Genomic DNA, 23,421 nt, shown 5'->3' on the forward strand with positions numbered 1-23,421 from the left:
TTAAAAGTATCCCCACATTAAATTATATCGCATTCTTAAAGGTACCATTAGATCTGCCGGTGCCAGCCGGTGGCCCCTGCTGCCAGTCTTCATCATAATACACGAAGAAGGCCATCCAGATAGTGCGGGACCAGCGCATCAGTAAAGGCTGTAATATCAATAGCAGCATGGCATTTACTCCCAGCCACCAGTAGATACGGTTATCATAGATCGAGAAACCGATGAACAGCCACCAGGCAATCAGGCTGGCTACACAAACGGCTATTGATAAAGCATAACTTACATAGCCGGTACCATAGTAAAAGCCCACTTCCACTTCTACCTGTTGTCCGCATACGGGGCATTTCTCCGGCATTTTCATGCAATTTTTGAGGTCATAGGCATTTGAGGTAGTATAAATAGATCCACGTCTGCAACGGGCACACTTGTTCCCCAACAGGCTTTTCAGCAGGTTGGGCTTTTCATGTTTTTTATCTGCACACATATATTGAAGATTTATCAGGAAATATTTTTCCGGAACTCTTCCGGTGTTACTCCTGCGTATTTTTTGAAAAACTTGGTGAAGTAAGAATTATCAGCAAAATTGAGTTGATAGGCAATGGTGGCAATACTCATATCTGCGTTGATCAATAATCTTTTTGCTTCCAGCAGCACCCGGTCCCGGATAATTTCTCCGGCCGATTTCCCCAGCATATGCCGGCAAAATGCATTGAGATAATTAGGTGTTACATATAGCAGCGCAGCGTATTCTTTGGGTAAGCGTAACTGCATATAATGTTGTTCCACCAGTTTACGGAAATTGCGTAACAGCACATAGTTGTGCGGCGGCTCTTGCCTGGCCAGTTCCTGCCTGTTGCTACGGCTTACGGCAATAAACATTTCCAGTACCAGTAAACGCAACATATCCTGGCTATATGCCTCCGTACCATCCATTTCTTTTAACATGGCCTCAAACAACCCGGTGACAGCTGGCACCGCTACTTTGGGTAACTGCACTACTCCTTCCGCGCTAACGCCGCTAAAAAAGGGGAATCTTTCCACATAAGCGGCATCCTGCAAAAAGGCATTAAAGAAACCGGCAGACACATTCATCACATACCCTTCTGTTTTCCCCTCAAAAAACCAGCTATGCACCTGTCCGGGCACCATAAAGTATAACTGCCCTGGTTTTACCGGGAAACGTTCAAAGTCTATCGTATGGCTTCCCCCGCCGGCAGTAAAAAACGCCAAATGGTAAAATGAATGCCGGTGCGGAAAATGAATATCCTTATGCGCCGCCAGGTATGCTGAAAAACGAGCCACCAGGATATCCTCTGATGCGGGCTTTCCCATAGCCAGAGAACAGATATCGTATGTAGGAATGAGTGCCTTTAGCATGATGCAACAAAGGTACAAAGGAAGTTCCGAAGGGGGTTGTGGTATTAGGGGCTTTAATGGTACTTTTTACTTATTGCTTTTTTTTGAGCAGAAAGCATAAGGCGGAAAGCAAAAAGCGATTATAGCGAATGACCAATGAGTATGATCATCCGCTATAATCGCTTTTTGCTTTCCGCCTTATGCTTTCTGCTATTTTACATACTTCATGAGCCACTCATCCATTTCCCACAGCATATGCAGGATGCTTTCTTTGGCTGCATAGCCGTGGCTTTCCTGTGGCAGGAATACGAGGCGTGCAGTGCCACCATTGCCTTTCAGGGCATTGTATAATCTTTCACTCTGGATGGGGAAAGTGCCGGAGTTATTATCGGCTTCTCCATGAATCAGCAGAATTGGTGCTTTAAGTTTGTCGGCATAAGAAAAGGGCGACATTTTATAATACACCTCTGATGCCTGCCAGTAGGTACGTTCTTCATTCTGGAATCCGAAAGGTGTTAAAGTACGGTTATAGGCGCCACTACGGGAAATACCGGCTTTAAACAAGTTCGTATGTGCGAGCAGGTTAGCCGTCATGAAAGCGCCGTAAGAGTGGCCGCCTACAGCGATACGATCTTTATCTCCTATACCCATTTCGGTTATCTTGTTAACGGCAGCTTCTGCATTCATCACCAATTGATCAATGAAAGTATCATTGGGTTCTTTGTCACCTTCGCCTACTATTGGCATTTCAGTGGCATCCATTACAGCAAAACCGCGTGTCACCCAGAAGATGGCAGAGCCATAACCAACGCGGGTAAACCTATACGCAGAGCCACGCACCTGGGCAGCATCACTGGCAGATTTGTACTCCCGTGGATATGCCCACATCAGTACCGGCAAACGGCCATCTTTTGCAGGATCATAGCCTTTGGGGAGGTATAACATAGCAGTGAGGTCTACGCCATCTTTGCGCTTGTATTTCAGGAGCTGTTTCTGTACCCCCTCCATGAGTGGCTGTGGATGCGGGAATGCAGTAAGCGCTACATTTGTTTTTTTCTTCAGGTCCTGCAGGTAATAATTTCCGGGAGATGATACTGACTCACGTCTTACCACTACTACGAGTTTGGCAGGATCTATCACGTTCGCTACCTGTTCATAATACGGAGCCTGGGAACGCCACAGGATACGTTGTTTGCCATTGTCCAGGCTAAAAGCAGCGAGAAACGGGCGATCTCCTTCCGGTGATGCACCGGGCGCCGTCATCAGCAATTCATGTTTGGGAGAAACGTACAACACCGACCGGTTATATTGATTCTTCACCATTACGGGATCTCCCGGATCATTATACCGGTCATTCTCAGAACGATCTATCAGTGTAACAGGTGCCTGGTCCGGGTGGGACGGATCGATACGGCTTACTTTTACTTTCTGTTGTGCGCTGTTGGCATCAGCTACCAGTGCCAGTTGGTCGTTGGCCCAGTTGATCCCGGAAAAGCGGTTGACTGTTTTCACCAGTGAGGTGGGAGTAGCCGTAAAAGGCGCTGCCAACAAGCTTACTTCATCCCGGAAAGGCACATTCTTTTTAGGATCGCCGCCGTCCAGGGCTTGTACCCACCAGATGGTAGCCGCAGCGTCACTGCGCCAGGAGAACTGCCGCGGATAGTTGCTGGTAGCATCGAAGCCTTTGGGTCTTACTTCATCCAAAGGATTGCTGGCTAATTTCTTCACCAGTTCCCCATTCATTTTCCATATGGCTACATCTGTTGGAAAGCGGCTGGCGCCTACCAGGTAGGAATAGGGACGATGTAGTGTTTCTATCAACAGGTATTGATTGTCGGGCGATGGAGCAGCAGTAGTGTAAACAGCTGGCTGCCCGATTACCTGTTCTCCGCTATTGCTGATGATCACTGGTTCTGATTGGAAATAATAATCAAACAGTTGCTCATCGAATGGGTTTTTCAGCATATCCTGGAAAGTGGCAGCTGGCGCCGCTTTCCCGCTGGTTTGCTGAATAGTGGGACCTTCCGGCGCCAGTGGTTTTTCCGGTGCTTTCCCAATGTTAGCAGGTACAGCCAACGCCAGGATACGGTTATCATCCAGCCAGGTAAATACGGGACCGGCTATATCATTCAGGCGACGGCTGCTTACCTGGGCAGCTATACCCGTAGCGACATCCGCTTTCCATAAACGAATGGTGTTGTTATCACTAACGGTAAAGGCAATACTTTTTTGTGAAGGCGACCAGCTTACATGGCTGATGCGCGCATCGGCAGGCAAACCGGTGACGGCGTATTCCTTGTTGGTTTTAATGTCTTTAATGCGAATGGCCGTTACATAAGCGGCCCGGCTGGTTCCAAAGTTGGTAGGATTAATACGCAGTCCTGCCAGGCGATACTCTGGCTGTGATAATTCTTCGATGGAAGGAAAGCTGGCGCGGTCCATGATCAACATCGTTGCGCCGTTGCTGCTAAATTCAGTAATGGCGGGAGGCGCTGCCATTACCAGTTCCAGGATACTGGCAGGAGGTGTTTGATACTTCAGTGCATCCTGGGCGTAGGCACGAAAGGTGACGAATAAGGATAATGATAAAATCAGTTTTCTCATATAGCGTTTAGTATTTATAAGCAATTGGCCAAAATAAACTTATTGCCACAGCTTACAAAGCAGAAAGTGATGAGTGCAACGCTATTTATGATTTACTGTGCGGAAAATATGATCCCAGATGCTGGTATAAAATCCAAAATTACACTGCTCATCCCGGTGATGCGCGTGATGAAAAGAGGAAGTACCCAGGTATTTCAACACGGGCCACTGTCGCACCTTCTCGGGTAATGGCTCCATGCCCAGGTGGCCGGCCATACCGAACATAACGTTGATAATAAGGTACAGCAGCATCCCATAAATATTCAGTGGAAACCATAATAATAACAGCAGCCACAGCGCGCCGAAACAGGCCGTTTCAACCGGGTGTAAAATGAACAGATCTATCGGTTCCGGGTCAACTGCTTCGTGATGCAGCGCATGCAGCCATCGGTATAGCGGGGTTTTATGAATGCCGTAGTGAAACAGATACATCAGCAAATCCATAGCGAAAAAGAGCAAGAGCGCATCCCATAATATATGCCAGTTGATACTGGTGGTAATGCGGATAGCACGGTGTGTCCACAGCCAGTAGCCTGCATACGTAATGGCGGTATTGAGCAGCGTAGTAAGCAATGCGATGCGCCACTGCCGGGCATTATAGGCAAACGGGTGGCTACGAGCCGTTGTTTGCTGCGGTCCATATTTCTTTTGCAGGTGATGTCCCCATACCAACACCCCCAGCAAAATAGCCGTGTTTTCCACCCCGAATACTATCCAAAGCAGCCAGGAAGGAAGGTTCCGTAATATGTTGAGTAGTGTATCCATTTGTTTCGGTAAACAATCTCCCAAAAAATTCTTAAAAAAATTAAAAAAGCGATTACCTTTGCAATCATCAGATGATATGACGAGTTTAAACATTTCTCCCTTAAAGCGGCTCAGCTTAGCTGAGGAAGTAGCCAACCGGCTACAGGAACTAATTGTTTCCGGTAAATATGTAGTGGGTCAGCAGCTGCCTACGGAACCGGAATTAATGACCCAATTTTCTGTTGGGCGATCCAGCATCCGGGAGGCGATAAAGATATTGGCGCACAGAGGACTGGTACGGGTACAACAGGGGCTTGGCACCTTTGTATTGTCGCAGTCGGGACCGGGAGAAGCGTTATCGCAGCGTTTACAGCGCGCGGACTTTGAAGACCTGAATGAAGTACGTTTTTTAATCGAAGTGAAAATTGCCGAGAAAGCGGCCATGCATCGTAACAACAAGGACATCGAGAAGATGAAAGGCTTTTTAAAGAAACGCTTTGAATACGCCGCTAATCAACAGCTGGAACCTTGTATACAAGCTGACATTAATTTTCACAATGCCATTGCCGAAGCAGGTAAGAATGAAATTTTGCGCGACCTGTACAAAACAGTGTCTGAGCATCTGAAGAATTCATTCCTGCTGCGTTACAGCAATACCAATAGTTTCATTGAATCGCAACATTACCATGATGCGCTGTTGCAGAGTATCGTCGATAAAGACCCGAAGAGAGCGCTGGTATGGGCAACAAAGATCAGTGATGCGCCGCGATGAAATGTTGCAGCCTGTTTAGAGAAGCCAGTTTGTTAACAGCAATTGGTTTTTGCTTTTTTCATTACCTCCCACTGTATCACACTAAAAACGGTTTATTATTAACGAACTAATTTTTTACCCTTAAACATCAGATGATCTGATCTTAAAAGAACAAAAAATGGAAACAACGCTTACTGATCAGCCCAAAGCAACGGCACAACAGGTAGCACAGCAAACGGTACTATCTATCCTTTTGGCCCTCAGCTTTACCCACTTCCTGAACGACACCATGCAGTCGCTCATTCCGGCCATGTACCCGGTACTCAAGGATTCACTCAAATTAAATTTCACACAGGTAGGGCTGATTACGCTCACCTTCCAGATGTCTGCCTCCCTGCTACAGCCACTGGTGGGCCTGTACACCGATAAAAAGCCACAACCTTATTCCCTGGCCATTGGCATGGGTTTCACACTGATAGGACTGGTAAGCTTGTCTATGGCGCATAACTTCCCCATGGTACTGGTATCCGTAGGGCTGGTAGGCATAGGCTCTGCGGTATTTCACCCGGAAGCCTCCAGGCTGGCTTATATGGCCTCTGGTGGTAAACATGGTATGGCACAATCTTTATTCCAGGTGGGTGGTAATGCCGGCAGTTCACTCGGCCCCTTGCTGGCCGCGATGGTGATTGTACCCTTCGGCCAGTTTCATGTCATCTGGTTCTCCGTTGCGGCGCTGCTGGCCATTGTGGTAATGCTGAACATTAGCAAATGGTACCTGCGCAACACCCATCGTATTAAGCCTAAGAAGGCCGTGCAACAGCTGGATCAGCCAACGTTGTCGAATACACGGATCGTATTTTCACTGGGTATTTTGCTGGTGTTGATTTTCTCTAAATATTTCTACATGGCCAGCATGACCAGCTACTATACTTTTTACCTGATAGACCGCTTCCATGTATCCGTGCAGAGTGCGCAGGTGTACCTGTTCATATTCCTGTTTGCCGTAGCAGCCGGCACCTTCATTGGTGGCCCTATTGGCGACCGTATTGGCCGTAAGTATGTGATCTGGATTTCCATCCTGGGCGTAGCGCCGTTTTCACTTCTATTGCCACATGCTTCGTTGATGTGGACCGCCATATTAAGTGTATTCATTGGCGTTATCCTTTCTTCCGCTTTCTCTGCTATCCTGGTATATGCACAGGAACTGGTACCGGGTAAAGTAGGTATGATTGCCGGTTTATTCTTTGGATTGGCTTTCGGTATGGCGGGCGTAGGTTCTGCTATCCTGGGCCGTTTGGCAGATGCTACCAGCATTGCTTACGTATATGAGGTATGTGCTTATCTCCCGTTAATAGGAATCCTCACCGCATTGCTTCCTAACCTGGAAAAGCGAAAAGCATAAAAATAATATAGCGAATGATCGGAGCGGATGTTGTCTTTGTACAGGATTATACTGATTATACTGATTATACTGATTTTCGTTTTTAAGATTTTAGAAGATGAGAAAAGATATTCAGCGAATATTTATGCTTTGGTTTCCCAATATCTTTCTTAATCCTAAAAATAATAATCAGTATAATCAGTATAATCCTGTACAAAGACAACATCCGCTCTGATCATTCGCTACAGCAGCTTTCTGCTCCCAACAAAATACCTATACTTTTGTATTTTAAATAAACTTGTTATGTGGAAAGGGATATTGCTGGTACTTATTGGCGCCTGTTGTTTTGGCGTATTATCAACGATTGTTAAATCCGGGTACCGCGAAGGATATACATTAGCAGAATTCGCCAGTGTACAGGCAGGGTTTGGGATGCTGACATTATGGGTCATTCATTTTTTATCGGGTCGCAAAACCCGTGGGCTGTTGAATAAAGATGCCCGTACCTGTTTTGTATTGGGTAGTTCCACGGGCCTGGTAAGTGTTACTTATTATCAGAGTGTACATTATATTCCGGCCAGTATCGCCATTGTATTGCTGATGCAGTTTACCTGGATGAGCATGTTGGCAGAATGGATTATTTATAAAAAACGGCCTTCCCGGGTACAGTGGATCGCCGTATTTTTCATATTAGCAGGCACTTTACTGGCAAGTGGCTTATTTAATGCCAATACCAGCGCCCTTAACTGGAAAGGAATCGGTTTTGGTTTGCTGGCCGCACTATGCTATACCGTATTCATGGTAGTCAGTGGCCGGATAGGTGCGTCATTGGGACCCGTATTGAAAAGTGCCTGGATTGTTACGGGTGCCTTTGTAATTGTTTCCCTGATTTTCCCGCCACTTTACCTGGTAAACGGACGCTTTACCAGTACAAACCTATGGATCTGGGGTATCCCCCTCTCCCTTTTTGGCACCATATTAACACCTTTCCTTTTTGCTAAGGGGATACCGCAAACGGGGGTATCGCTGGGCGCTATCCTCAGTACGGCAGAATTACCAGTAGCCATGCTGGCTGCCACCATTTTCCTGCATGAAAGGGTGTCTCCCTTACAGATCGTGGGCGTGGTGATTATATTAAGTGCTATTGCCATGGCCAACCTGAAAGGTCGTAAATGAAAACCCATAAGGTGTTTTTTTTATCTATCTTTGCACCCTCTATTAGTGATTTACGAACTGTTTTTTCATGAAAGCATTTAATTTTTTTATTCTATATCGCCTCCCAATAGGTATCGTATTATTAGCAGGCGGTATTGCACTCGGCTTAACCGTAGGCTGGTGGGAAGCTACTATTGTGCTGGTGTTGGCACTGGTATGTTTGGTAACACACGTGATGTTTGGTCCCATGAGAATGGTACAGGAAGCCGTGGAAGCAGGTGATATTGAAAGGGCCAGCGCCCTGATGAACCAGGTAAAATTTCCTAAGCTGTTATACAAACCTATCCGCTCTGTATATTATTTTATGCAAAGCAATATGGCCATGTATTCTAACGACCTTGATAAAGCGGAGGCTACTATCCGCCAGAGTATCAACTCCGGTAGCCCGATGAAGGAATATGAAGGTATGCAGTACTTTCAGCTGGGAACCATTGCCTACCAGAAAAACGACTTAAAAACGGCCGATCAGAACCTGAAAATCGCTATGCGTAAAGGGTTACCTGACAAGGAAAACACGGCTGCCGCCCTGTTGACCCTGGCTTCTATTGCCATGAGCCGCCGCGACTTTAAATCTGCCAAAGAATACTTCCGCAGAGCCAAGGCACAAAAGCCTACCACTGCACAGATCGTGAACCAGATTAAAGAAATGGACAAATATATTTCGAGAATGCCGGGATAACTTTCCGCTCTCCTTGTTAGAAATGCAGCGTAGATGAAGTAGCAAACTTTTATCTTCGCTGCATTTTTAGTTTTACTGATACCAAAATTTCGAGATGCAATTAAAATTTTACACCGCCTCCCTTTTTTCCTTATTATGGTTGGGCGCTGCTGCCCAGGATTCCAGCAGGGTAAACCAGCTGAATGAAGTGACGGTAACCGCCAATAAAGGCCCCCAAAAGGCCAGCGAAACCGGTAAAGTAGTGACCATACTTACCCGCGAATATCTACAGCAGAACAGCGGCAAGAGCATTGCCAGCATCCTGAATCAACAAGCAGGATTAGCATTGATTGGAGCTGAAAACAACCGGGGCACCGTACCTTCTGTGAGCATGCGGGGGGCCACCAATGGTAACGCCCTTATCCTGGTAGACGGCCTGCCGGTAATGGATGCTTCCCAATCCAATAATAGTTTCGACCTGAATTTTATTACCCCTGACCAGGTAGAAAAAATTGAAATACTCCGTGGTAGCCAGTCTACCTTATATGGCTCCAATGCGGTAGCCGGCGTTATCAACATCATTACCCGCAAAAACGGCGATAAAAAGTTTGGCGTTGGCCTCAATGGCAGCTATGGCAGCTACCGCGACTTCCAGGGTGGTGTAAATATACATGGCAACGTACAACGCTTCTCTTACCTGGTAAGCTATCAGCATGAGAAAACCGACGGTTTTTCTGATGCTTATGATTCTACCGGTAAAGCAGGCTTCGATAAAGATGGCTTCCGCCAGGATGCCGTCTTTGCCAAACTGGGCCTCAGTGCCGGTAAACGCTGGAATTTCCAGTACCTGCTGAACTGGAACAACTACCACCACGACCTCGACGAAGGCGGCTACCAGGACGATAAAGATTATACGGGTAAGTCTAAATTCCTCCTCAATGGCTTCAGCAGTGAATACCGCTTTAAAAATGGCTCCTGGCATGTGTTGTACAGCTTCCAGCGTACCAACCGGACCATCGTGAATGATTCTGCGTTCCAGGTACCAGGCGCCTATGCAAAGTTCGATAGCACCTTGTTTACGGCGAATACCCACCAGGTAGAAACCTATGTAAACTGGGATGTTACCAACCAGATCCGGCTGATTAGCGGAGCAGCTTATACCCGCTCCGATATGCAGCAGAAAGACTATCTCCAGTCGTTCTACAGCCCCGGACCGGAAACCACGATGTTGTCGCCCGACAGTTCGCATACCAGCCAAACCAGCCTGTATGCCTCTCTGCTGTTACATAACCTGAACGGCTTTAACCTGGAACTGGGTGGACGTTTTAACTACCATAGCCGGTATGGAAATAACCAGACTATTTCCTTTAATCCGTCTTACCTGATCAATGAACATCATAAAATATTTGTTAATATATCTTCTGCTTATAGTGTTCCGTCTTTGTACCAGTTGTATACAAACGGCTATGGTAACACCGCACTAAAGCCAGAAACCACTACCAGCTATGAAGCAGGCTACCAGGCCAGTGTGGCACATAACCGGCTATACTTCCGGGTAACCGATTTCTGGAGAGATACCCGCGACCTGATCATTTTCTATTCTGACCCGGTAACGTATGCGAGCCAGTTCCGTAATGCCAATAAGCAAAAAGCCTATGGTTCCGAACTGGAAGTGAGCTGGCAGATTACGAAGAAATTGACATTGACCACTAATTACACGGTAGTGGATGGCCGTATTACCATTTCACAGGGTAAAAAAGATACTTCTTACTTCAACCTGTACAGGGTACCTAAATTTACGGCCAATGGAACTTTAGGGTACCAGGTAACCCCAGCCCTGTATGTATCTGCCAGTGGTAGGTATGCTACGGAGCGGTACGAGCTTGACTTTTCCTCAGGTAAATCTCTCCCCATGGGGGATTATTATACCCTGGATTTATACGGTGAGTATAAATTTGGTAACTTGCTTAAAATTTACGCCGGGTTCAGGAATATTACAGATTATAAGTATTTTGATATATCTGGTTATAATTCAAGGCGGTTTAACTTTAACGCCGGTGTTTTTGTTAATTTGTAAACATTAAAATCAACATAATGTCTTTAAAAAATCTTAATCCGCGGTTTGGTGTATTGCTGCTTTTCATCATAGCAGCCGGTATAATACGCGTTGTATTGGGAGCTGATAAGAACATGTCGCCTATAGCGATGTTCACGCCGGTTGGCGCCATGGCCTTATTTGGCGGGGCTTCCTTTTCTGAAAAGTGGAAATCATATGCTTTCCCTTTACTGGCTTTATTTATCAGTGACATTATTTTAATGCAGTTCTTCCACAAAGAATATGCATCAGGCCTGTTGTACAACGGCTGGATCTGGAATTACGCCAGCTTTGCGCTGATCGTATTACTGGGACAGCTCATGATCAAAAAAGCAACGGTTGCCAATGTAGTAATGGGAGCTATAGGTGCTGCATTGATTCACTTCGTGGTTTCCGACTTTGGTGTGTGGATCAGCGGTTCTACCGATTTCCTGACCGGAAAGCCTTTCACCAAAGATCTGGCGGGCCTCACCAGTTGCTACGCACAGGCAATTCCTTACATGCGGTATACCCTGATAGGTAACCTGATTTACGGCGCTATTTTCTTCGGCAGCTTTGAATTGGTAAAACGCAGATTGCGTTTTGCACAGTAATATTTTGAATTTGTTTTTTAGAGATTTGGATATTGGGCAGATGGGTACATTAGCCTGACTCCAGATCTCTAAATCATTATAGGAGGTTTCTCTCCCCTGCACCAGCATTCTGTACGGCTCACTAACGGTAAAAACCATACGTAAATAAATAACTAAACATGCGCAGTATTTCACGCAAATTTCAACTTTCTTTTCTTGTAGCAGCCATTTCTATAGCAGGGTTAGCCTCCTGCTCCAAGGATAACCAGGCAGAAGTAATTGTTCCGCAGATTGTAGCGCCGGGTTTAAAAAACGGTAAGGACACCATCTATATCGGAGATAGCAGAGTGTTAAGTCCCCAACTGGCAAGTACAAAGAACCCTACCTTCCAATGGCTGGTAAATGGTGTGCTGGCTGGTACAGATTCTACCTTCACCTTCAAGCCAACAGAAAGAGGTGATTATACTATCTCTTATAAAGTTATTTCCGGTAATGCCCTGGCTAACTACTACTACCAGGTGAAAGTACTGGGTAAATTTGAAAACGGGTTTTTCCTGGTAAATGAAGGTTGGTTTGGTCATGAGCCGGGTGATGTGAATTTTTACCGCAATGGAGAAGACTCTGTTTACCAATATGTATTTCAACGCAACAATCCAGGTAAAACATTAGGTACCACCACCGACTTTGGTACTATCTTCAACAATAAATTTTATTTCGTATCCAAACAGGGTGCTGGTTTGGTAGTAGCCGATGCTGGTACCATGAAAGAAACAGGCCGTATTGATCAGCTGCCGGCTGGTGGCAACTCCTTTATAGGTGTAAATTCTAATACAGGCTTAATAGGCACACAAGACGGTGTTTACCCGGTGAACCTGCAAACACTGACGGTAGGCACCAAAATAGCTGGTGTTGGTGGCCAGATAGGCGGTATGATCCAGGCGGATGCCTATGTATTTGTGATGTCACAAACTGATGGCGTTGTGGCCTTAAACAGCAATGATTTCAGCGTTGCCAAAAAACTGGCAGCCGCAGATGCTGGTTTTGCCAAAACACCGGATGGTACTATCTGGGCAGGTCAGGCAAAATACCTGTTTGCTATTCATCCACAAACATTAACCGTAGATACCATTGCCAGTCCTTTCAACATGTATGGTTCCTGGGGCGCCTGGAATCCAGGTATGATGACTGCCTCCACAGTGGAGAATGCAGTATTCATCGGCAAAGCAGACAACGAATGGGGTAACAGCGGCAGAGAAGTGTACAAGTATACCGTAGGTAATCCTGCTTCCTTACAAACACCATTTATTACCATTCCATCCGGACGTGCCTTTTATGGCGCTGGTGTAAGATATAATCCTGGCAATAATACCCTGGTCATTACAGATATGAAAACTGGTTTCGGTCAGAATTCAAAAGACAATGCGCTTTACATCTATGATGCCAGCAGCGGTGGACTGAAGAAGAGTGTAGCTTACACCGGCTTCTTCTTCCCGTCTATACCAGTATTTAACTAAACAGCTTTTAGCCCTTAGCTGTTAGCTGTTAGTAAATGCAGCGAAGACTAACATTTGCTAACAGCTAATGGCTAAAAGCTAAAAGCTATAGATATGCTTCATTTGATTACGGGAGGTGCAAGGTCGGGTAAAAGCAGGTATGCACAGGAAATGGCGTTATCTCAAAGTACGCACCCCGTATATGTAGCAACTGCCAAAGTATGGGATGATGATTTTGCAGAACGGATACAGCGACATAAAGCAGAACGGGGTTCCATGTGGACCAACTATGAAGAAGAGCTGTATGTAAGCCGTTTACCACTGGAGGGACATACCGTCGTTATTGACTGCGTAACGCTCTGGTTAACCAACTACTTCGAGCAACAGGCGTATGATATTAATCTTACCCTGGAAGCCATTAAAAAGGAAATAGATGCACTACAACAAAAGGCAGGTACCTTTATTGTAGTGACCAATGAAATAGGAATGGGCGTGCATGCTGAAACAGCCATTGGCCGCCGTTTTACGGATTTACAAGGCTGGGTTAATCAATACATTGCACGTGTAGCCGACACCGTAGTATTAATGGTATCCGGCATACCGGTTATCATAAAAAAGGAAGCGCAATAAATTCACCGGCATGATGAACAATATCCGCATAACACCTGTATCAAAGGAATTGAAAGCCGCCTTACAGGATAAAATAGATCAGAAAACCAAGCCTCCCGGCTCACTGGGAAAATTAGAGGCGATCGCCTTACAGGCAGGCCTGGTACAAAATACCCTGACGCCCGTTATCAGTCATCCATCCATTATTGTATTTGCAGGAGATCACGGCATTGCCGCAGATGGCCAGGTGAATCCATTTCCCCAGGCTGTTACCGCGCAGATGGTATATAATTTTCTGCACGGTGGCGCCGCCATCAACGTATTTTGCCGGCAGCACCAGTTGTCGCTCACGGTAGTAGATGCCGGTGTGAATCATGAGTTTCCGCCCCACCCATTGCTGAAAAACCGTAAGATAGGCATGGGTACACAGAACTTTCTGCATATGCCGGCTATGTCGCTCGATCAGTGCAAACTGGCGATGCAGGCGGGTGCAGAAGAAGTAAAGCTATTGCATGCGCAAGGCTGTAATACTATTGGCTTTGGAGAAATGGGCATTGGCAATACTTCTGCAGCGGCCTTATTGATGAGCCACTTTACCAAAATACCGGTCGCTTCCTGCACCGGTACAGGTACTGGCAGCAATATGCAACAGCTGGCACAAAAGCGCGCCATCTTACAACAGGTAGTGGCCAAACATGCCTCTCCTGCATCACCGGAACAGGCATTAGCCACCTTTGGTGGTTTTGAAATTGCCATGATTTGTGGTGCCATACTGCAGGCGGCTGCCCTTGGAATGCTGGTAGTGATAGACGGTTTCATTGTAACGGCTGCGTTGTTAGTGGCAGCCGCCATGCAGCCCGATGTAAAAGACTACTGCATTTTTGCACATTGCTCCGAAGAACAAGGACATAAAACCATGCTGCAATACCTCGAAGTATCTCCTTTACTACAAATGAATATGCGCCTGGGAGAAGGCACAGGCGCTGCACTGGCAATTCCCCTGATACAGAGTGCAGTAGCGTTTCTGCAGGAAATGGCCAGCTTTAACAGTGCCCAGGTATCAAATCGTACTATATGAAGAAACAATGGCAGTTATTGCTAACCGCTATCCTGTTCTATACTCGTATACACGTTCCCGTTGGTATTCCCTATACACCGGAAATGCTTGCCAAAGCTACACGCTATCTTCCCCTGATCGGATGGATAACCGGTAGCTTTATGATTGCCATCTTATATATACTGGGTACTATAGCGCCTCCTATGATCAGTATCCTGTTAGCACTGATTATGGGTATATGGGTAACCGGTGCTTTTCATGAAGATGGATTTGCTGACATGTGCGACGGCTTCGGCGGTGGCTGGTCCAAAGAAAAAATCCTGGATATCATGAAAGACAGCCGTATCGGCACTTATGGTATGCTGGGGCTTTTACTGATAATGGCCATGAAGTTCCTGGCACTGCGGGAGCTATCATTACCCATGGTGATGCTGACCATTATGGCAGCACAGCCATTGAGTCGCTTTGTGGCAGTTACCGTGATATATACGCATCGCTATGTACGTGAAAACGACGACAGTAAAGCCAAACCTATTGCGCAAGGCATTGGTTTATCGGACCTGGGAATAGCAGCGGCATTCGGATGCGTCCCGTTTATAGCGGTGATCCTTTACCTGCATAACTATACCCTGCTATTAACCATCCCGGCTTTATTGCTGGCACGATGGTACCTGGTACGGCTCATGCAAAAGTGGATTGGCGGCTATACCGGCGACTGCCTCGGCGCCGTACAGCAGCTGTCTGAAACAGTTATTTATTTATGCTTTTGTATTCTCACATGGAAATATACCTGATCCGGCATACCACACCGGCCATAGAAAGTGGTATTTGCTACGGCGCATCTGATGTGGATGTTGCGGCCAGCTTTGATACGGAAGTAGCACGGATAAAGCCCCTGCTTCCCGCCAAAACAATGGATGTATATGCCAGTCCGTTGCAACGTTGTGAAAAACTGGCGGCTGCCTTGTTTGGCAGTCAATACACCACCGATGACCGGCTGAAAGAAATGAATTTCGGTTCCTGGGAAATGTTGCCCTGGGATAATATCAGCCGTAATGCACTCCGCAAATGGGCCGATAATGTTGTTTTTGAGCATATTCCGGGCGGTGAAAGCTACGAGGAGCTATATACCCGCAGTATCACCCTGTTGGAGGAAGTAATCGCCAAAGGAAACGATGCGGTGCTGGTAACACACGGCGGAGTCATCCGGTGCATTTTAGCGCATGTGACCGATACTGCACTGGTAGATGCCTTCGATATCCAGGTGGATTATGGCCGGATTTCGCACCTGCAGGTGGAAAATGAGGAGATTAAAGTGATATTTTCTAATTTGTAACTTATTGCCTGTAAAACAATTATGTTAAAATTTTTAAATATCTTTTTAAAAAACAAAAAAACTGGTAAATCGTGCTAACTTTATGTTTGCATATACCGTATATAAAAGAACACAATTAAATCTGATATAATGACAACATCTTTTCTGAATATCCCGCTGTTATTTTTGCAGGAAATAGGTATCAAAGAATTACTGCTAATTGCATTAGTAGTACTGTTATTGTTTGGTGGTAAGAAGATACCTGAACTGATGCGTGGTTTGGGTAGCGGCATACGTGAGTTCAAAGATGCCAAAGATGAGCCATCAAAGAAAGGAAGCAATGCTGATGCAGACGCAAAAAGCTAATTGAATTCCGCTTTATAAAACTTAAAAGGCAAATCATCCATATTGGGGTGATTTGCCTTTTTTAATGCCCGGTAACCTGTTATCAGGCGGCCAGTTGCACATCTGTTGCTATACTTTTATTGTTCACTGAACTGAATCTTTTTTTAAAATACCACGCCGCAACCATCATCATCACAATACCGGTCAACGATACACCCAATACGGCATCCATAAAAAACTGGCTCCACGATAAAGACATCCCGTCAAAGTTCTTAAACAACATCACCAGTACACTTCCAAGATATCCAAAGGAATCTGCTACATAAATGATGAAGCCTACGTTGCTCACATATTTGAATACGGCAATCAGTCGTTCAAAAAAAATACAGTTGAACGGAATGTATCCCATATATAGTCCCAGTCCTGTTAAAGTCATCCACCACACCGGATCCAGCCGATGTTGCTTAAACAAAATCGTGCTGATAAATGCAATACCAAAGCCTGCTATCACAATTACGTGATTGAGCATAAAGGCCTGGAAATTATTCTTTACAAATACCAGCAATCCCATAATCAGAATGATCGCCAGCGATATAGGTATTTCTGTTTGTGTAAAAATACCCGCCTGTGCACCATAACCCAGGTCTTTCCAAATATCTGCCGCAAAATTATCCCGCATATCCCTTAATACCGTGAGCAGCACATAGCTGGCAATCAACAATACCAACCCGGGTAAAAAAGCCTGCAGAAAGTCTTTACGCTCCTGTTTATTCATTGGTGCTCTCCTGGTTCTCAGCCGTTCGTCTTCTGCCGAAGGCGGTGGTATCTGCTCCAGTAATAATACACAAACCAGGATGGGCACTATAAATACTAACCCTGTTACAAAAGGCATCCAATACTCTGTTACATGCCAGTCTACCACCGTCATTTTGCCTACTGACTTTACAAAACCAGAAGAAAAAATAAAGCTCACTGATAATACGGCGCCCATAAATTCTGTACTGCGCCTGCCTTCCAGGTAACTAAATACCAGCCCCCATATCATACCCAGCGGAAACCCATTCAGGAAAAGAAAAGGAATATTATACGGCGCTGGTACTACGGCAAAACATAAGAGTGACAGCCAGGACATAGCTATGAGGATAATGATACTCTGCGCACGCTTATCTCCCTTCATTTCTGCAATAAAACGGATACCATAAAACTTACTGCAGGCATATCCAATCGTTTGGGTAATGACCAGCCATATTTTATAATCTATTCCCAAAAAAGTTACGCCTTCAAAAATGCCGGCCGTAAACGGTTTACGGAAAGCATACATGCAGGAATAAGTACCAAAAGCCACCAGGGCGGCATATAAAGAAAACGTAAGATGATGTGCCCGCTGCAACCGTTGCTGTAACCAGGGAATATGTAGCATATCGTAACAAATGGTTTGGGACAAAGGTGCAGGTTCAATGTAAACGCATTGTTAACAATAGCTGAACTAATTGTTAAGTATTATTAAACAAACGAGCCCGGTTCTAAACAAAAAAGCAGCGAAGATGGCTCTCCGCTGCTTTTTGAAAAGGGTTAATCGCTTATTACTTCAATAGCCACATAGCGCCATTGATATCGTCGGTAGTACCGCTAAACTGACTTTTCAGCGAGGCGGTCCAGTTGATGGCATTGGCAGAACGCTCTGAATCAGGATATTTGAAACGTTTAGGAATAACGCCACTGTTACCCGTACCGGCACCTACACTGAAAGTAGGAATACCTGTTCTTCTCCAGTTGATATAAGCTTCCCAACCAGAGTTTTCAAAGAAGGCCAGGTACTTCTGGGTCAGGATCTGCGCCAGGCCCTGTGCATTGTTACCTTTATATTTCACACTGGTCTGGTTGTAATACACCCCTTCGAAATTGAAAGGTATTTCGTAACGCTTACCACCATACGTTTTTACCACAGATCCGGTATTTTCAGTGGGCACACCATAGAAGCCCATGGAAGCCTTGATACCTTTTTTGTACCACGCTTCTGCATCTCCACTGATCCAGTTACGGTTAATGGCTTCTGCTATGTTAAAGCACAGTTCAGGATAGCCCAGCATTACACCAGGTTCTGCGGCATAGTTGCTATAATAGCGGCTACGGCTGCGAACAGAATATACTGCTGTATCTACGTTTGACATATTGGAAGACATATCACTCTGGCTGATACCTGGTTCCGCACCTACATAAGCAGTGATATCAGCGGGTGATTTATGCAACAGATTCAGTTGCTGTGTAGCTGGTTCTGCTGTCACAAAAGCCCGTGGATCATTCAGTCCTACCAGTGTATTCAGATAAGTAGCGGACATGTTGTAACGGGTAGCATCAAAGCCCAGGTTATCCGGGTTGGATGGATATTTGTTGATGTTATTATAGATGAATTGCAGGTTACCATCCATTGACTCAATCAGCGGATATTTCACCGGATCACTTACGATGGCTTTAAACTGCTGGGCTACATTCAGCTCGTTATCGGAAGCTTTCTGGCTCAACGTAATGAGTACACGTAAATGAAAAGTGTTGATGGCACGTTGCCATTTGGTCAGATCATTACCGTAATAAAAATCACCTTTCAGCACTTGTCCGTCGGCAGTGGCACTTTTATCGGGGTTGGCAATCTGCTGTGCCAGCAGGGTATTGGCATCTTCCAGCCATTTCAGAATTTGTATAAACACCGTTTTCTGATCATCATATTTAGGCGTCAGGCCTAGCTTACCCTGCAACGCATCTTTCATAGGCAAATCACCTACCAGGTTCGTCATACGATAGAAGAACCAGGCACGGAAAAACTTACCGAGTGCATTATATGGGTTCACTGCTTGTCCGCCGAGACGGGTGGCTTCGCCTTCCATCTGCACTACGTTCATCATAGAATAGTAGCTGCTGAAATCGGCACCGCCCCAGTCGTACCGTTGGTCGCCGTAGTAGTTATAGTTACAGCAGTCGAACTGGTTCCAGCGCATTACGCTGCTCCATGGTTTATCCGCATTCATGTCGGCCAGTACACCGCCCAGCACCAGGCTGGGTGGTACCTTCTCCGGTTTGTTGGTATTGATAGCATATTCCTCATACTTCTTGTTACAACTGCTGAGTACAGCACCTGCTAAAGCGATGATGGTAAATATTTTAAATGATTTCATACAATGCATGTTTAATAAATGAAAGGGATCAGAAGGAAACATTCAGGTTAAAGCCATATCTTTTGGTAGTAGGTGTTTGCAGGGTAGATGATCCCTGGTCTGCGCCGGGATACTGATCCAGGTCCACGTCTTTATTCTTAGCGAAATAAAGCAGGTTTCTGCCTACAAACGAAATATTGGCTGCCTTGATGAAAGTACCTTTCAGCAGATTAGCCGGTAATGCATACCCAATAGTTACTTCCCTGAGCTTCGCAAATGTTTTACTGATCACATTCGCTTCATTGGTTTTGTAGTAAACGCTGATATAGTCTTGCAGGAATGACTTAGTGGTATTTGGTGAGAACTGCAACTTATCGTAGTTAGTGATATTACCGTTATTGTCGTACTGAACAGGTACATTGTTGCTCACCACTACACCTTCACCCTGGTAAGATTTCACCCCTTTATAGTCCTGGTAGCGGGCATCTCCCATTGCACCTTGTGTGGTCAGGATATTACGGCCACCACGGAAGGTTTGCTGCTGAATATAATCAATCATGCTGCCACCTACACGGCCATCGAACTGGAAGCTCAGGCTGATACCTTTGTAGTTGAAGCTGTTGTTCACGCCCCAAACCCAGTCAGGACTGGCATAACCCAGGAATTGTTGTGTAGGGGTTACAATAGGACGACCATCCGGGCCATTGATGATTTTTCCATCGCTTGTTTTTGCGAAAGTAGATCCATAGAATTTATCTACCCTGTCTCCTACGCCTACAAACGCATTCAGCTTGGTTTCGTCACCATAGATGCTTACATACTTCTCTGTGAAAGTAGACCAGTTAGCAGTAATGTTCCAGTTAAGACCATTCGGATTTCTAAGTGGTGTACCAGTCAGTGTGAACTCATAACCGGTTTTCTTTGTATTCACCCCATTGATACGGTTTTTAGCATAACCGGTAGCGCTGGAAATAATTACATCATAAATCTGCGGACCGTTCTGACTGGTAAAGTAAGTACCGTCTATGCCTATACGATTTTTAAGGAAGCGTACATCCGCACCTACTTCAAATACTTTGGTAGCAAAAGGTTTCAGGTCAGGGTTGGCAATGGTTTGTGAAATATAAGCACCTGCCTGGTTTTGATATACTGGTGTTACGTTGTAAAACGGTGTATTATAAATAGGTCCGTCATAGGCAGACTGGTACTCTGCACCATAACCCAGCGGATAGGTAGCCAGCGGTGTAGCGCCAATTGTCTTCGCGGTAAATCCACCTTTCACATTGGCGTAGGAACCTCTGAGTTTCAGGAAAGAAATCGGCGTTGGCAAGTCTAAATAGTCAGATACAACTGTACTTACAGCTACGGACGGATAAGAATATACGTTGGTCCGGATAGGCAGGTTCGATGCCTTGTCTATACGGTCTGTAAGGGACACAGTGGCATATTTACCCAGATCAATATCTACATAGCCATAAGTGCTCAATACCAGCATCGGCGCCGAATAATTGGTAGCAAACAAAGGATCACGGGTGTTAGCAAATCCATACCATCCCGGTGCGTTCAGATAGTTGGTAGAAACGTAGCTGGAGTTATACTTGTAAGAGCGTGCATTACCTCCTATTGAAGCATGTACACCTATTTTGTGAGGGAATACGTTGGTATAAGACAACAGCACATCGGTGTTGTTTTCAAACATAGAACGCTTGTCTTCCCGGTAGTCTCCTTTACCTTCTTCGCGGCCATAAGGGTGAGCTGAATAAGGTACTTTTTCATTCCTCATCATGTCATAGCTGGTAACTTGTGTACGTGTCAGCAGCTCCAGTTTATCATTGATTTTGTAGTTCAGTTTAGCGTAGCCGTTGATGTCGGTTTTGTAGTGGCCACGTAACCATTCGTAAGTCATGAACCATGGGTTGTGATAACGTTGGTATTCTGCATAGATAGACTGAATACCTTCTTTACCAGGCTGCCAGTAGTTACGCATATCATCCATGCTCCAGTCGGCACCAGCCCAGATCAGGGTGTTATAGATAAGACTGTTAGGGCCATATGTTACATCCGGGAAGTTATTGGAATACTGACGGTTGTAGTTCATATAGGCATCCAGGCGCAGGCGGGAAGAGAAATTGTATCCTGCGGAGATATTGAAGTTGGTAATATTCAGGGAAGTATTGGGTACAATACCTTTCTGATAAGAGTGCGACAGGGAGAAACGCAGATCCGCTTTATCTGTATGCGAAGCTACTGCAATGTTATTGGTGCTCAGCATACCGGTTTGCAGGAAGCGTTGCAGGTTGTTTTTACCGCGGGCAATCCAGGGAGTGCCGCTACGTTTACCCGTTGCCGGATCTACGGGGCTATCATATTGAGGAATCAGCTGGCCTTCGAATTTAGGCCCCCATACATCATAGTCACCGTCGTTTGTACCATTACCTTTACCATCTACGAATGCATATTTACCATGGTCGCCGGGGCCATACTCATCCTGTACTTTTGGGATGGCATTGAACCCTTTTTCGAACATGGTGCTGGAGTTAAAATCAATAGAAAGGCCGCGCTTATCTTTTGTTCCTTTTTTAGTAGTGATCATAATAGCGCCATTCAGGCCACGGGAGCCATATAACGCAGAAGCGGTTACCCCTTTCAGTACGGTGTAGCTTTCAATATCATCGGGGGCAATGTTCCAGGTATCAGAGTTGATAGGCACGCCATCAACTACATAAAGACCAATATTATTACCACGTAATAATACCAGTGGGGCAGCGAGCAATTCTGCAGAGGCACCTACAGTCAGACCGGCTACTTTACCTACCAGACCGTTGATAGGGTTGGGTTCGCGGGCTTTTACCAGGTCGGCTCCTTTTACTTCCTGTACGGCATAACCCACACGTTTAACTTCTTTACGTATACCCAGTGCAGTTACTACTACTTCATCCAGTGCTTTTTTATCTGGTTGCAGTGTGATGGTAACATCCGTAGCACCTTTCAGGGGATAGGATTGTGGTAAAAAGCCTATGAAGCTGATTTGAAGTACATCTGTGTTGGCAGCGGAGATGGCGAAGTTTCCGGCGGCATCTGTTATGGCGCCGCGGGTAGCGCCTTTCACTTTAATAGTGGCTCCGATAACAGGCTGCTGGTCGTCACCTGAGATGACTTTCCCGGTAATAGCCCGTTGTGCAAAAAGGGAGGTGGTAGTAAATAGCAGCAATAGTAAGGCGCATAGCTGCCTTTTAAGCGCTCGACGTAGATTTGATTGCATGTAAATGTAGGTTTGGGTATTGTTTATTTACACGCAAAGTTTAGGGTCCAATGTGATCAGAATGTTAAGCTATACTAAATTTAATGTTAAGTATTTGTAAATGGTTATTTATCGCTATCCAGGAAGAAATATATCACGAGGATGAGGGCATTGTCTGCGCCTATATTGCTGGGTTTATGGCCTAAGCGGCCGTCGAAAAACAGGGAGTCGCCTTCTTCCAGCACATATTTTTCGTTATCTATCAGGTATTCAACGGTGCCTTTGATAATATATTTATACTCGTAGGCATCGGTTTTCACGGTTTGCGTGCGGGTAGCGCCTTTTTTGAGTTCCAGCAGTACGATGTCTACCGGGAAATTTTTAACATTTTTGGTGAGCACTCTCTTATATAGGAATCCTTTGGCCGGTTCTTTTTCAAACTCCTGGTAAGTGGCTTTTTGTTTAATAATAACTTTAGCACTTTGGGTTTGTTGGTCAATTTCATTGAAGAATTCATTCATATCCAGCTGCAGGGCCTTGATAATATTGATCAATACCAGCAGGGAAGGCACGGTTCTGTTGTTTTCTATCTGAGATATCAGCCCTTTGCTCACCTGTGCCCGGTCTGCCAATTCCTGGATAGTAATCCCTTTCCCTTTTCTCTTTTCTTTGATCTTATTACTGATCTGAATGATAATATCCTCGGTCATATATAAGTAATATTGAAACAAATATAAGCAGAAAGCTGCCAGGATAAACGTTCTGCATTCTACCTATATTTACACAAATTAGCATTC

20 protein-coding genes are annotated in these 23,421 nt (G+C 45.4%); 12 read left to right on the forward strand and 8 right to left on the reverse strand.

Annotated features, from left to right (window positions below):
• Positions 1 to 22: 22 nt before the first annotated feature.
• The 4 genes from AC5ZC7_RS27480 to AC5ZC7_RS27495 form a co-directional block, all read right to left on the reverse strand.
• Positions 23 to 484, reverse strand: coding sequence for a DUF983 domain-containing protein (locus tag AC5ZC7_RS27480; RefSeq protein ID WP_496162242.1), 462 nt, complete (start codon positions 482 to 484; stop codon positions 23 to 25).
• Between the two features lie 14 nt (positions 485 to 498).
• Positions 499 to 1,377 (reverse strand): helix-turn-helix domain-containing protein, encoded by an 879-nt coding sequence (locus AC5ZC7_RS27485; RefSeq protein ID WP_496162243.1) that lies wholly within the window; start codon positions 1,375 to 1,377, stop codon positions 499 to 501.
• A gap of 189 nt (positions 1,378 to 1,566) precedes the next feature.
• Positions 1,567 to 3,960: a prolyl oligopeptidase family serine peptidase gene (locus AC5ZC7_RS27490; RefSeq protein ID WP_496162244.1), complete on the reverse strand. Its 2,394-nt coding sequence runs from the start codon at positions 3,958 to 3,960 to the stop codon at positions 1,567 to 1,569.
• Positions 3,961 to 4,041: 81 nt separating this feature from the next.
• Positions 4,042 to 4,764 carry a sterol desaturase family protein gene (locus AC5ZC7_RS27495; RefSeq protein WP_496162245.1) on the reverse strand — a complete coding sequence of 241 codons (723 nt, stop codon included), beginning with the start codon at positions 4,762 to 4,764 and terminating at the stop codon, positions 4,042 to 4,044.
• Between the two features lie 76 nt (positions 4,765 to 4,840).
• Here AC5ZC7_RS27495 and AC5ZC7_RS27500 point away from each other — a divergent pair, with 76 nt between their 5' ends.
• The 12 genes from AC5ZC7_RS27500 (at position 4,841) to AC5ZC7_RS27555 (ending at position 16,255) form a co-directional block, all read left to right on the forward strand.
• Positions 4,841 to 5,515, forward strand: coding sequence for a GntR family transcriptional regulator (locus tag AC5ZC7_RS27500; RefSeq protein WP_496162246.1), 675 nt, complete (start codon positions 4,841 to 4,843; stop codon positions 5,513 to 5,515).
• Positions 5,516 to 5,672: 157 nt separating this feature from the next.
• On the forward strand, positions 5,673 to 6,896 hold the full coding sequence (locus AC5ZC7_RS27505) for an MFS transporter (RefSeq protein WP_496162247.1): 1,224 nt from the start codon (positions 5,673 to 5,675) through the stop codon (positions 6,894 to 6,896).
• A gap of 282 nt (positions 6,897 to 7,178) precedes the next feature.
• Positions 7,179 to 8,051, forward strand: coding sequence for an EamA family transporter (locus AC5ZC7_RS27510; protein WP_496162248.1), 873 nt, complete (start codon positions 7,179 to 7,181; stop codon positions 8,049 to 8,051).
• 67 nt (positions 8,052 to 8,118) lie between these two features.
• Positions 8,119 to 8,769: a tetratricopeptide repeat protein gene (locus tag AC5ZC7_RS27515; protein WP_477077206.1), complete on the forward strand. Its 651-nt coding sequence runs from the start codon at positions 8,119 to 8,121 to the stop codon at positions 8,767 to 8,769.
• 94 nt (positions 8,770 to 8,863) lie between these two features.
• Entirely contained in the window at positions 8,864 to 10,825 is a 1,962-nt protein-coding gene (locus tag AC5ZC7_RS27520; protein ID WP_496162249.1) for a TonB-dependent receptor domain-containing protein, read from the forward strand.
• Between the two features lie 17 nt (positions 10,826 to 10,842).
• Positions 10,843 to 11,436 (forward strand): DUF6580 family putative transport protein, encoded by a 594-nt coding sequence (locus AC5ZC7_RS27525; protein WP_496162250.1) that lies wholly within the window; start codon positions 10,843 to 10,845, stop codon positions 11,434 to 11,436.
• Between the two features lie 158 nt (positions 11,437 to 11,594).
• Positions 11,595 to 12,929, forward strand: coding sequence for a DUF5074 domain-containing protein (locus AC5ZC7_RS27530; RefSeq protein WP_496162251.1), 1,335 nt, complete (start codon positions 11,595 to 11,597; stop codon positions 12,927 to 12,929).
• Positions 12,930 to 13,022: 93 nt separating this feature from the next.
• Entirely contained in the window at positions 13,023 to 13,538 is a 516-nt protein-coding gene (gene cobU / locus AC5ZC7_RS27535; RefSeq protein WP_496162252.1) for a bifunctional adenosylcobinamide kinase/adenosylcobinamide-phosphate guanylyltransferase, read from the forward strand.
• A 10-nt stretch (positions 13,539 to 13,548) separates the two neighbouring features.
• On the forward strand, positions 13,549 to 14,595 hold the full coding sequence (gene cobT, locus AC5ZC7_RS27540) for a nicotinate-nucleotide--dimethylbenzimidazole phosphoribosyltransferase (RefSeq protein WP_496162253.1): 1,047 nt from the start codon (positions 13,549 to 13,551) through the stop codon (positions 14,593 to 14,595).
• On the forward strand, positions 14,592 to 15,368 hold the full coding sequence (locus AC5ZC7_RS27545; protein ID WP_496162254.1) for an adenosylcobinamide-GDP ribazoletransferase: 777 nt from the start codon (positions 14,592 to 14,594) through the stop codon (positions 15,366 to 15,368). The genes cobT and AC5ZC7_RS27545 overlap by 4 nt, the downstream gene beginning before the upstream one ends.
• A complete protein-coding gene (cobC, locus tag AC5ZC7_RS27550; protein WP_511911282.1) occupies positions 15,353 to 15,910 on the forward strand; it encodes an alpha-ribazole phosphatase in 558 nt (185 codons plus the stop codon). Before AC5ZC7_RS27545 ends, cobC begins: the two co-directional genes overlap by 16 nt.
• 129 nt (positions 15,911 to 16,039) lie before the next feature.
• A complete protein-coding gene (locus AC5ZC7_RS27555) occupies positions 16,040 to 16,255 on the forward strand; it encodes a Sec-independent protein translocase subunit TatA/TatB (protein ID WP_331968682.1) in 216 nt (71 codons plus the stop codon).
• An 82-nt stretch (positions 16,256 to 16,337) separates the two neighbouring features.
• Here the strand turns inward: AC5ZC7_RS27555 and AC5ZC7_RS27560 are convergent, their stop codons facing one another.
• From AC5ZC7_RS27560 to AC5ZC7_RS27575, 4 genes are all read right to left on the reverse strand, one after another.
• A complete protein-coding gene (locus AC5ZC7_RS27560) occupies positions 16,338 to 17,654 on the reverse strand; it encodes a DUF5690 family protein (RefSeq protein ID WP_496162256.1) in 1,317 nt (438 codons plus the stop codon).
• A 163-nt stretch (positions 17,655 to 17,817) separates the two neighbouring features.
• Positions 17,818 to 19,404, reverse strand: a complete 1,587-nt coding sequence (locus AC5ZC7_RS27565) for a SusD/RagB family nutrient-binding outer membrane lipoprotein (RefSeq protein WP_496162257.1) — start codon at positions 19,402 to 19,404, stop codon at positions 17,818 to 17,820.
• 28 nt (positions 19,405 to 19,432) lie between these two features.
• Positions 19,433 to 22,645, reverse strand: coding sequence for a SusC/RagA family TonB-linked outer membrane protein (locus AC5ZC7_RS27570; RefSeq protein WP_496162258.1), 3,213 nt, complete (start codon positions 22,643 to 22,645; stop codon positions 19,433 to 19,435).
• A 104-nt stretch (positions 22,646 to 22,749) separates the two neighbouring features.
• A complete protein-coding gene (locus AC5ZC7_RS27575) occupies positions 22,750 to 23,334 on the reverse strand; it encodes a helix-turn-helix domain-containing protein (RefSeq protein WP_496162259.1) in 585 nt (194 codons plus the stop codon).
• Between the last annotated feature and the right edge of the window lie 87 nt (positions 23,335 to 23,421).

The sequence above is a fragment of the Chitinophaga sp. 9-1-y genome, assembly GCF_059511905.2.

What these genes read in the sequence shown, in the direction of transcription:
- AC5ZC7_RS27480 (WP_496162242.1), bottom strand. Translation starts at nt 484, where the DNA reads ATGTGTGCAGATAAAAAACATGAAAAGCCCAACCTGCTGAAAAGCCTG.
- AC5ZC7_RS27485 (WP_496162243.1), bottom strand. Translation starts at nt 1,377, where the DNA reads ATGCTAAAGGCACTCATTCCTACATACGATATCTGTTCTCTGGCTATG.
- AC5ZC7_RS27490 (WP_496162244.1), bottom strand. Translation starts at nt 3,960, where the DNA reads ATGAGAAAACTGATTTTATCATTATCCTTATTCGTCACCTTTCGTGCC.
- AC5ZC7_RS27495 (WP_496162245.1), bottom strand. Translation starts at nt 4,764, where the DNA reads ATGGATACACTACTCAACATATTACGGAACCTTCCTTCCTGGCTGCTT.
- AC5ZC7_RS27500 (WP_496162246.1), top strand. Translation starts at nt 4,841, where the DNA reads ATGACGAGTTTAAACATTTCTCCCTTAAAGCGGCTCAGCTTAGCTGAG.
- AC5ZC7_RS27505 (WP_496162247.1), top strand. Translation starts at nt 5,673, where the DNA reads ATGGAAACAACGCTTACTGATCAGCCCAAAGCAACGGCACAACAGGTA.
- AC5ZC7_RS27510 (WP_496162248.1), top strand. Translation starts at nt 7,179, where the DNA reads ATGTGGAAAGGGATATTGCTGGTACTTATTGGCGCCTGTTGTTTTGGC.
- AC5ZC7_RS27515 (WP_477077206.1), top strand. Translation starts at nt 8,119, where the DNA reads ATGAAAGCATTTAATTTTTTTATTCTATATCGCCTCCCAATAGGTATC.
- AC5ZC7_RS27520 (WP_496162249.1), top strand. Translation starts at nt 8,864, where the DNA reads ATGCAATTAAAATTTTACACCGCCTCCCTTTTTTCCTTATTATGGTTG.
- AC5ZC7_RS27525 (WP_496162250.1), top strand. Translation starts at nt 10,843, where the DNA reads ATGTCTTTAAAAAATCTTAATCCGCGGTTTGGTGTATTGCTGCTTTTC.
- AC5ZC7_RS27530 (WP_496162251.1), top strand. Translation starts at nt 11,595, where the DNA reads ATGCGCAGTATTTCACGCAAATTTCAACTTTCTTTTCTTGTAGCAGCC.
- cobU (WP_496162252.1), top strand. Translation starts at nt 13,023, where the DNA reads ATGCTTCATTTGATTACGGGAGGTGCAAGGTCGGGTAAAAGCAGGTAT.
- cobT (WP_496162253.1), top strand. Translation starts at nt 13,549, where the DNA reads ATGATGAACAATATCCGCATAACACCTGTATCAAAGGAATTGAAAGCC.
- AC5ZC7_RS27545 (WP_496162254.1), top strand. Translation starts at nt 14,592, where the DNA reads ATGAAGAAACAATGGCAGTTATTGCTAACCGCTATCCTGTTCTATACT.
- cobC (WP_511911282.1), top strand. Translation starts at nt 15,353, where the DNA reads ATGGAAATATACCTGATCCGGCATACCACACCGGCCATAGAAAGTGGT.
- AC5ZC7_RS27555 (WP_331968682.1), top strand. Translation starts at nt 16,040, where the DNA reads ATGACAACATCTTTTCTGAATATCCCGCTGTTATTTTTGCAGGAAATA.
- AC5ZC7_RS27560 (WP_496162256.1), bottom strand. Translation starts at nt 17,654, where the DNA reads ATGCTACATATTCCCTGGTTACAGCAACGGTTGCAGCGGGCACATCAT.
- AC5ZC7_RS27565 (WP_496162257.1), bottom strand. Translation starts at nt 19,404, where the DNA reads ATGAAATCATTTAAAATATTTACCATCATCGCTTTAGCAGGTGCTGTA.
- AC5ZC7_RS27570 (WP_496162258.1), bottom strand. Translation starts at nt 22,645, where the DNA reads ATGCAATCAAATCTACGTCGAGCGCTTAAAAGGCAGCTATGCGCCTTA.
- AC5ZC7_RS27575 (WP_496162259.1), bottom strand. Translation starts at nt 23,334, where the DNA reads ATGACCGAGGATATTATCATTCAGATCAGTAATAAGATCAAAGAAAAG.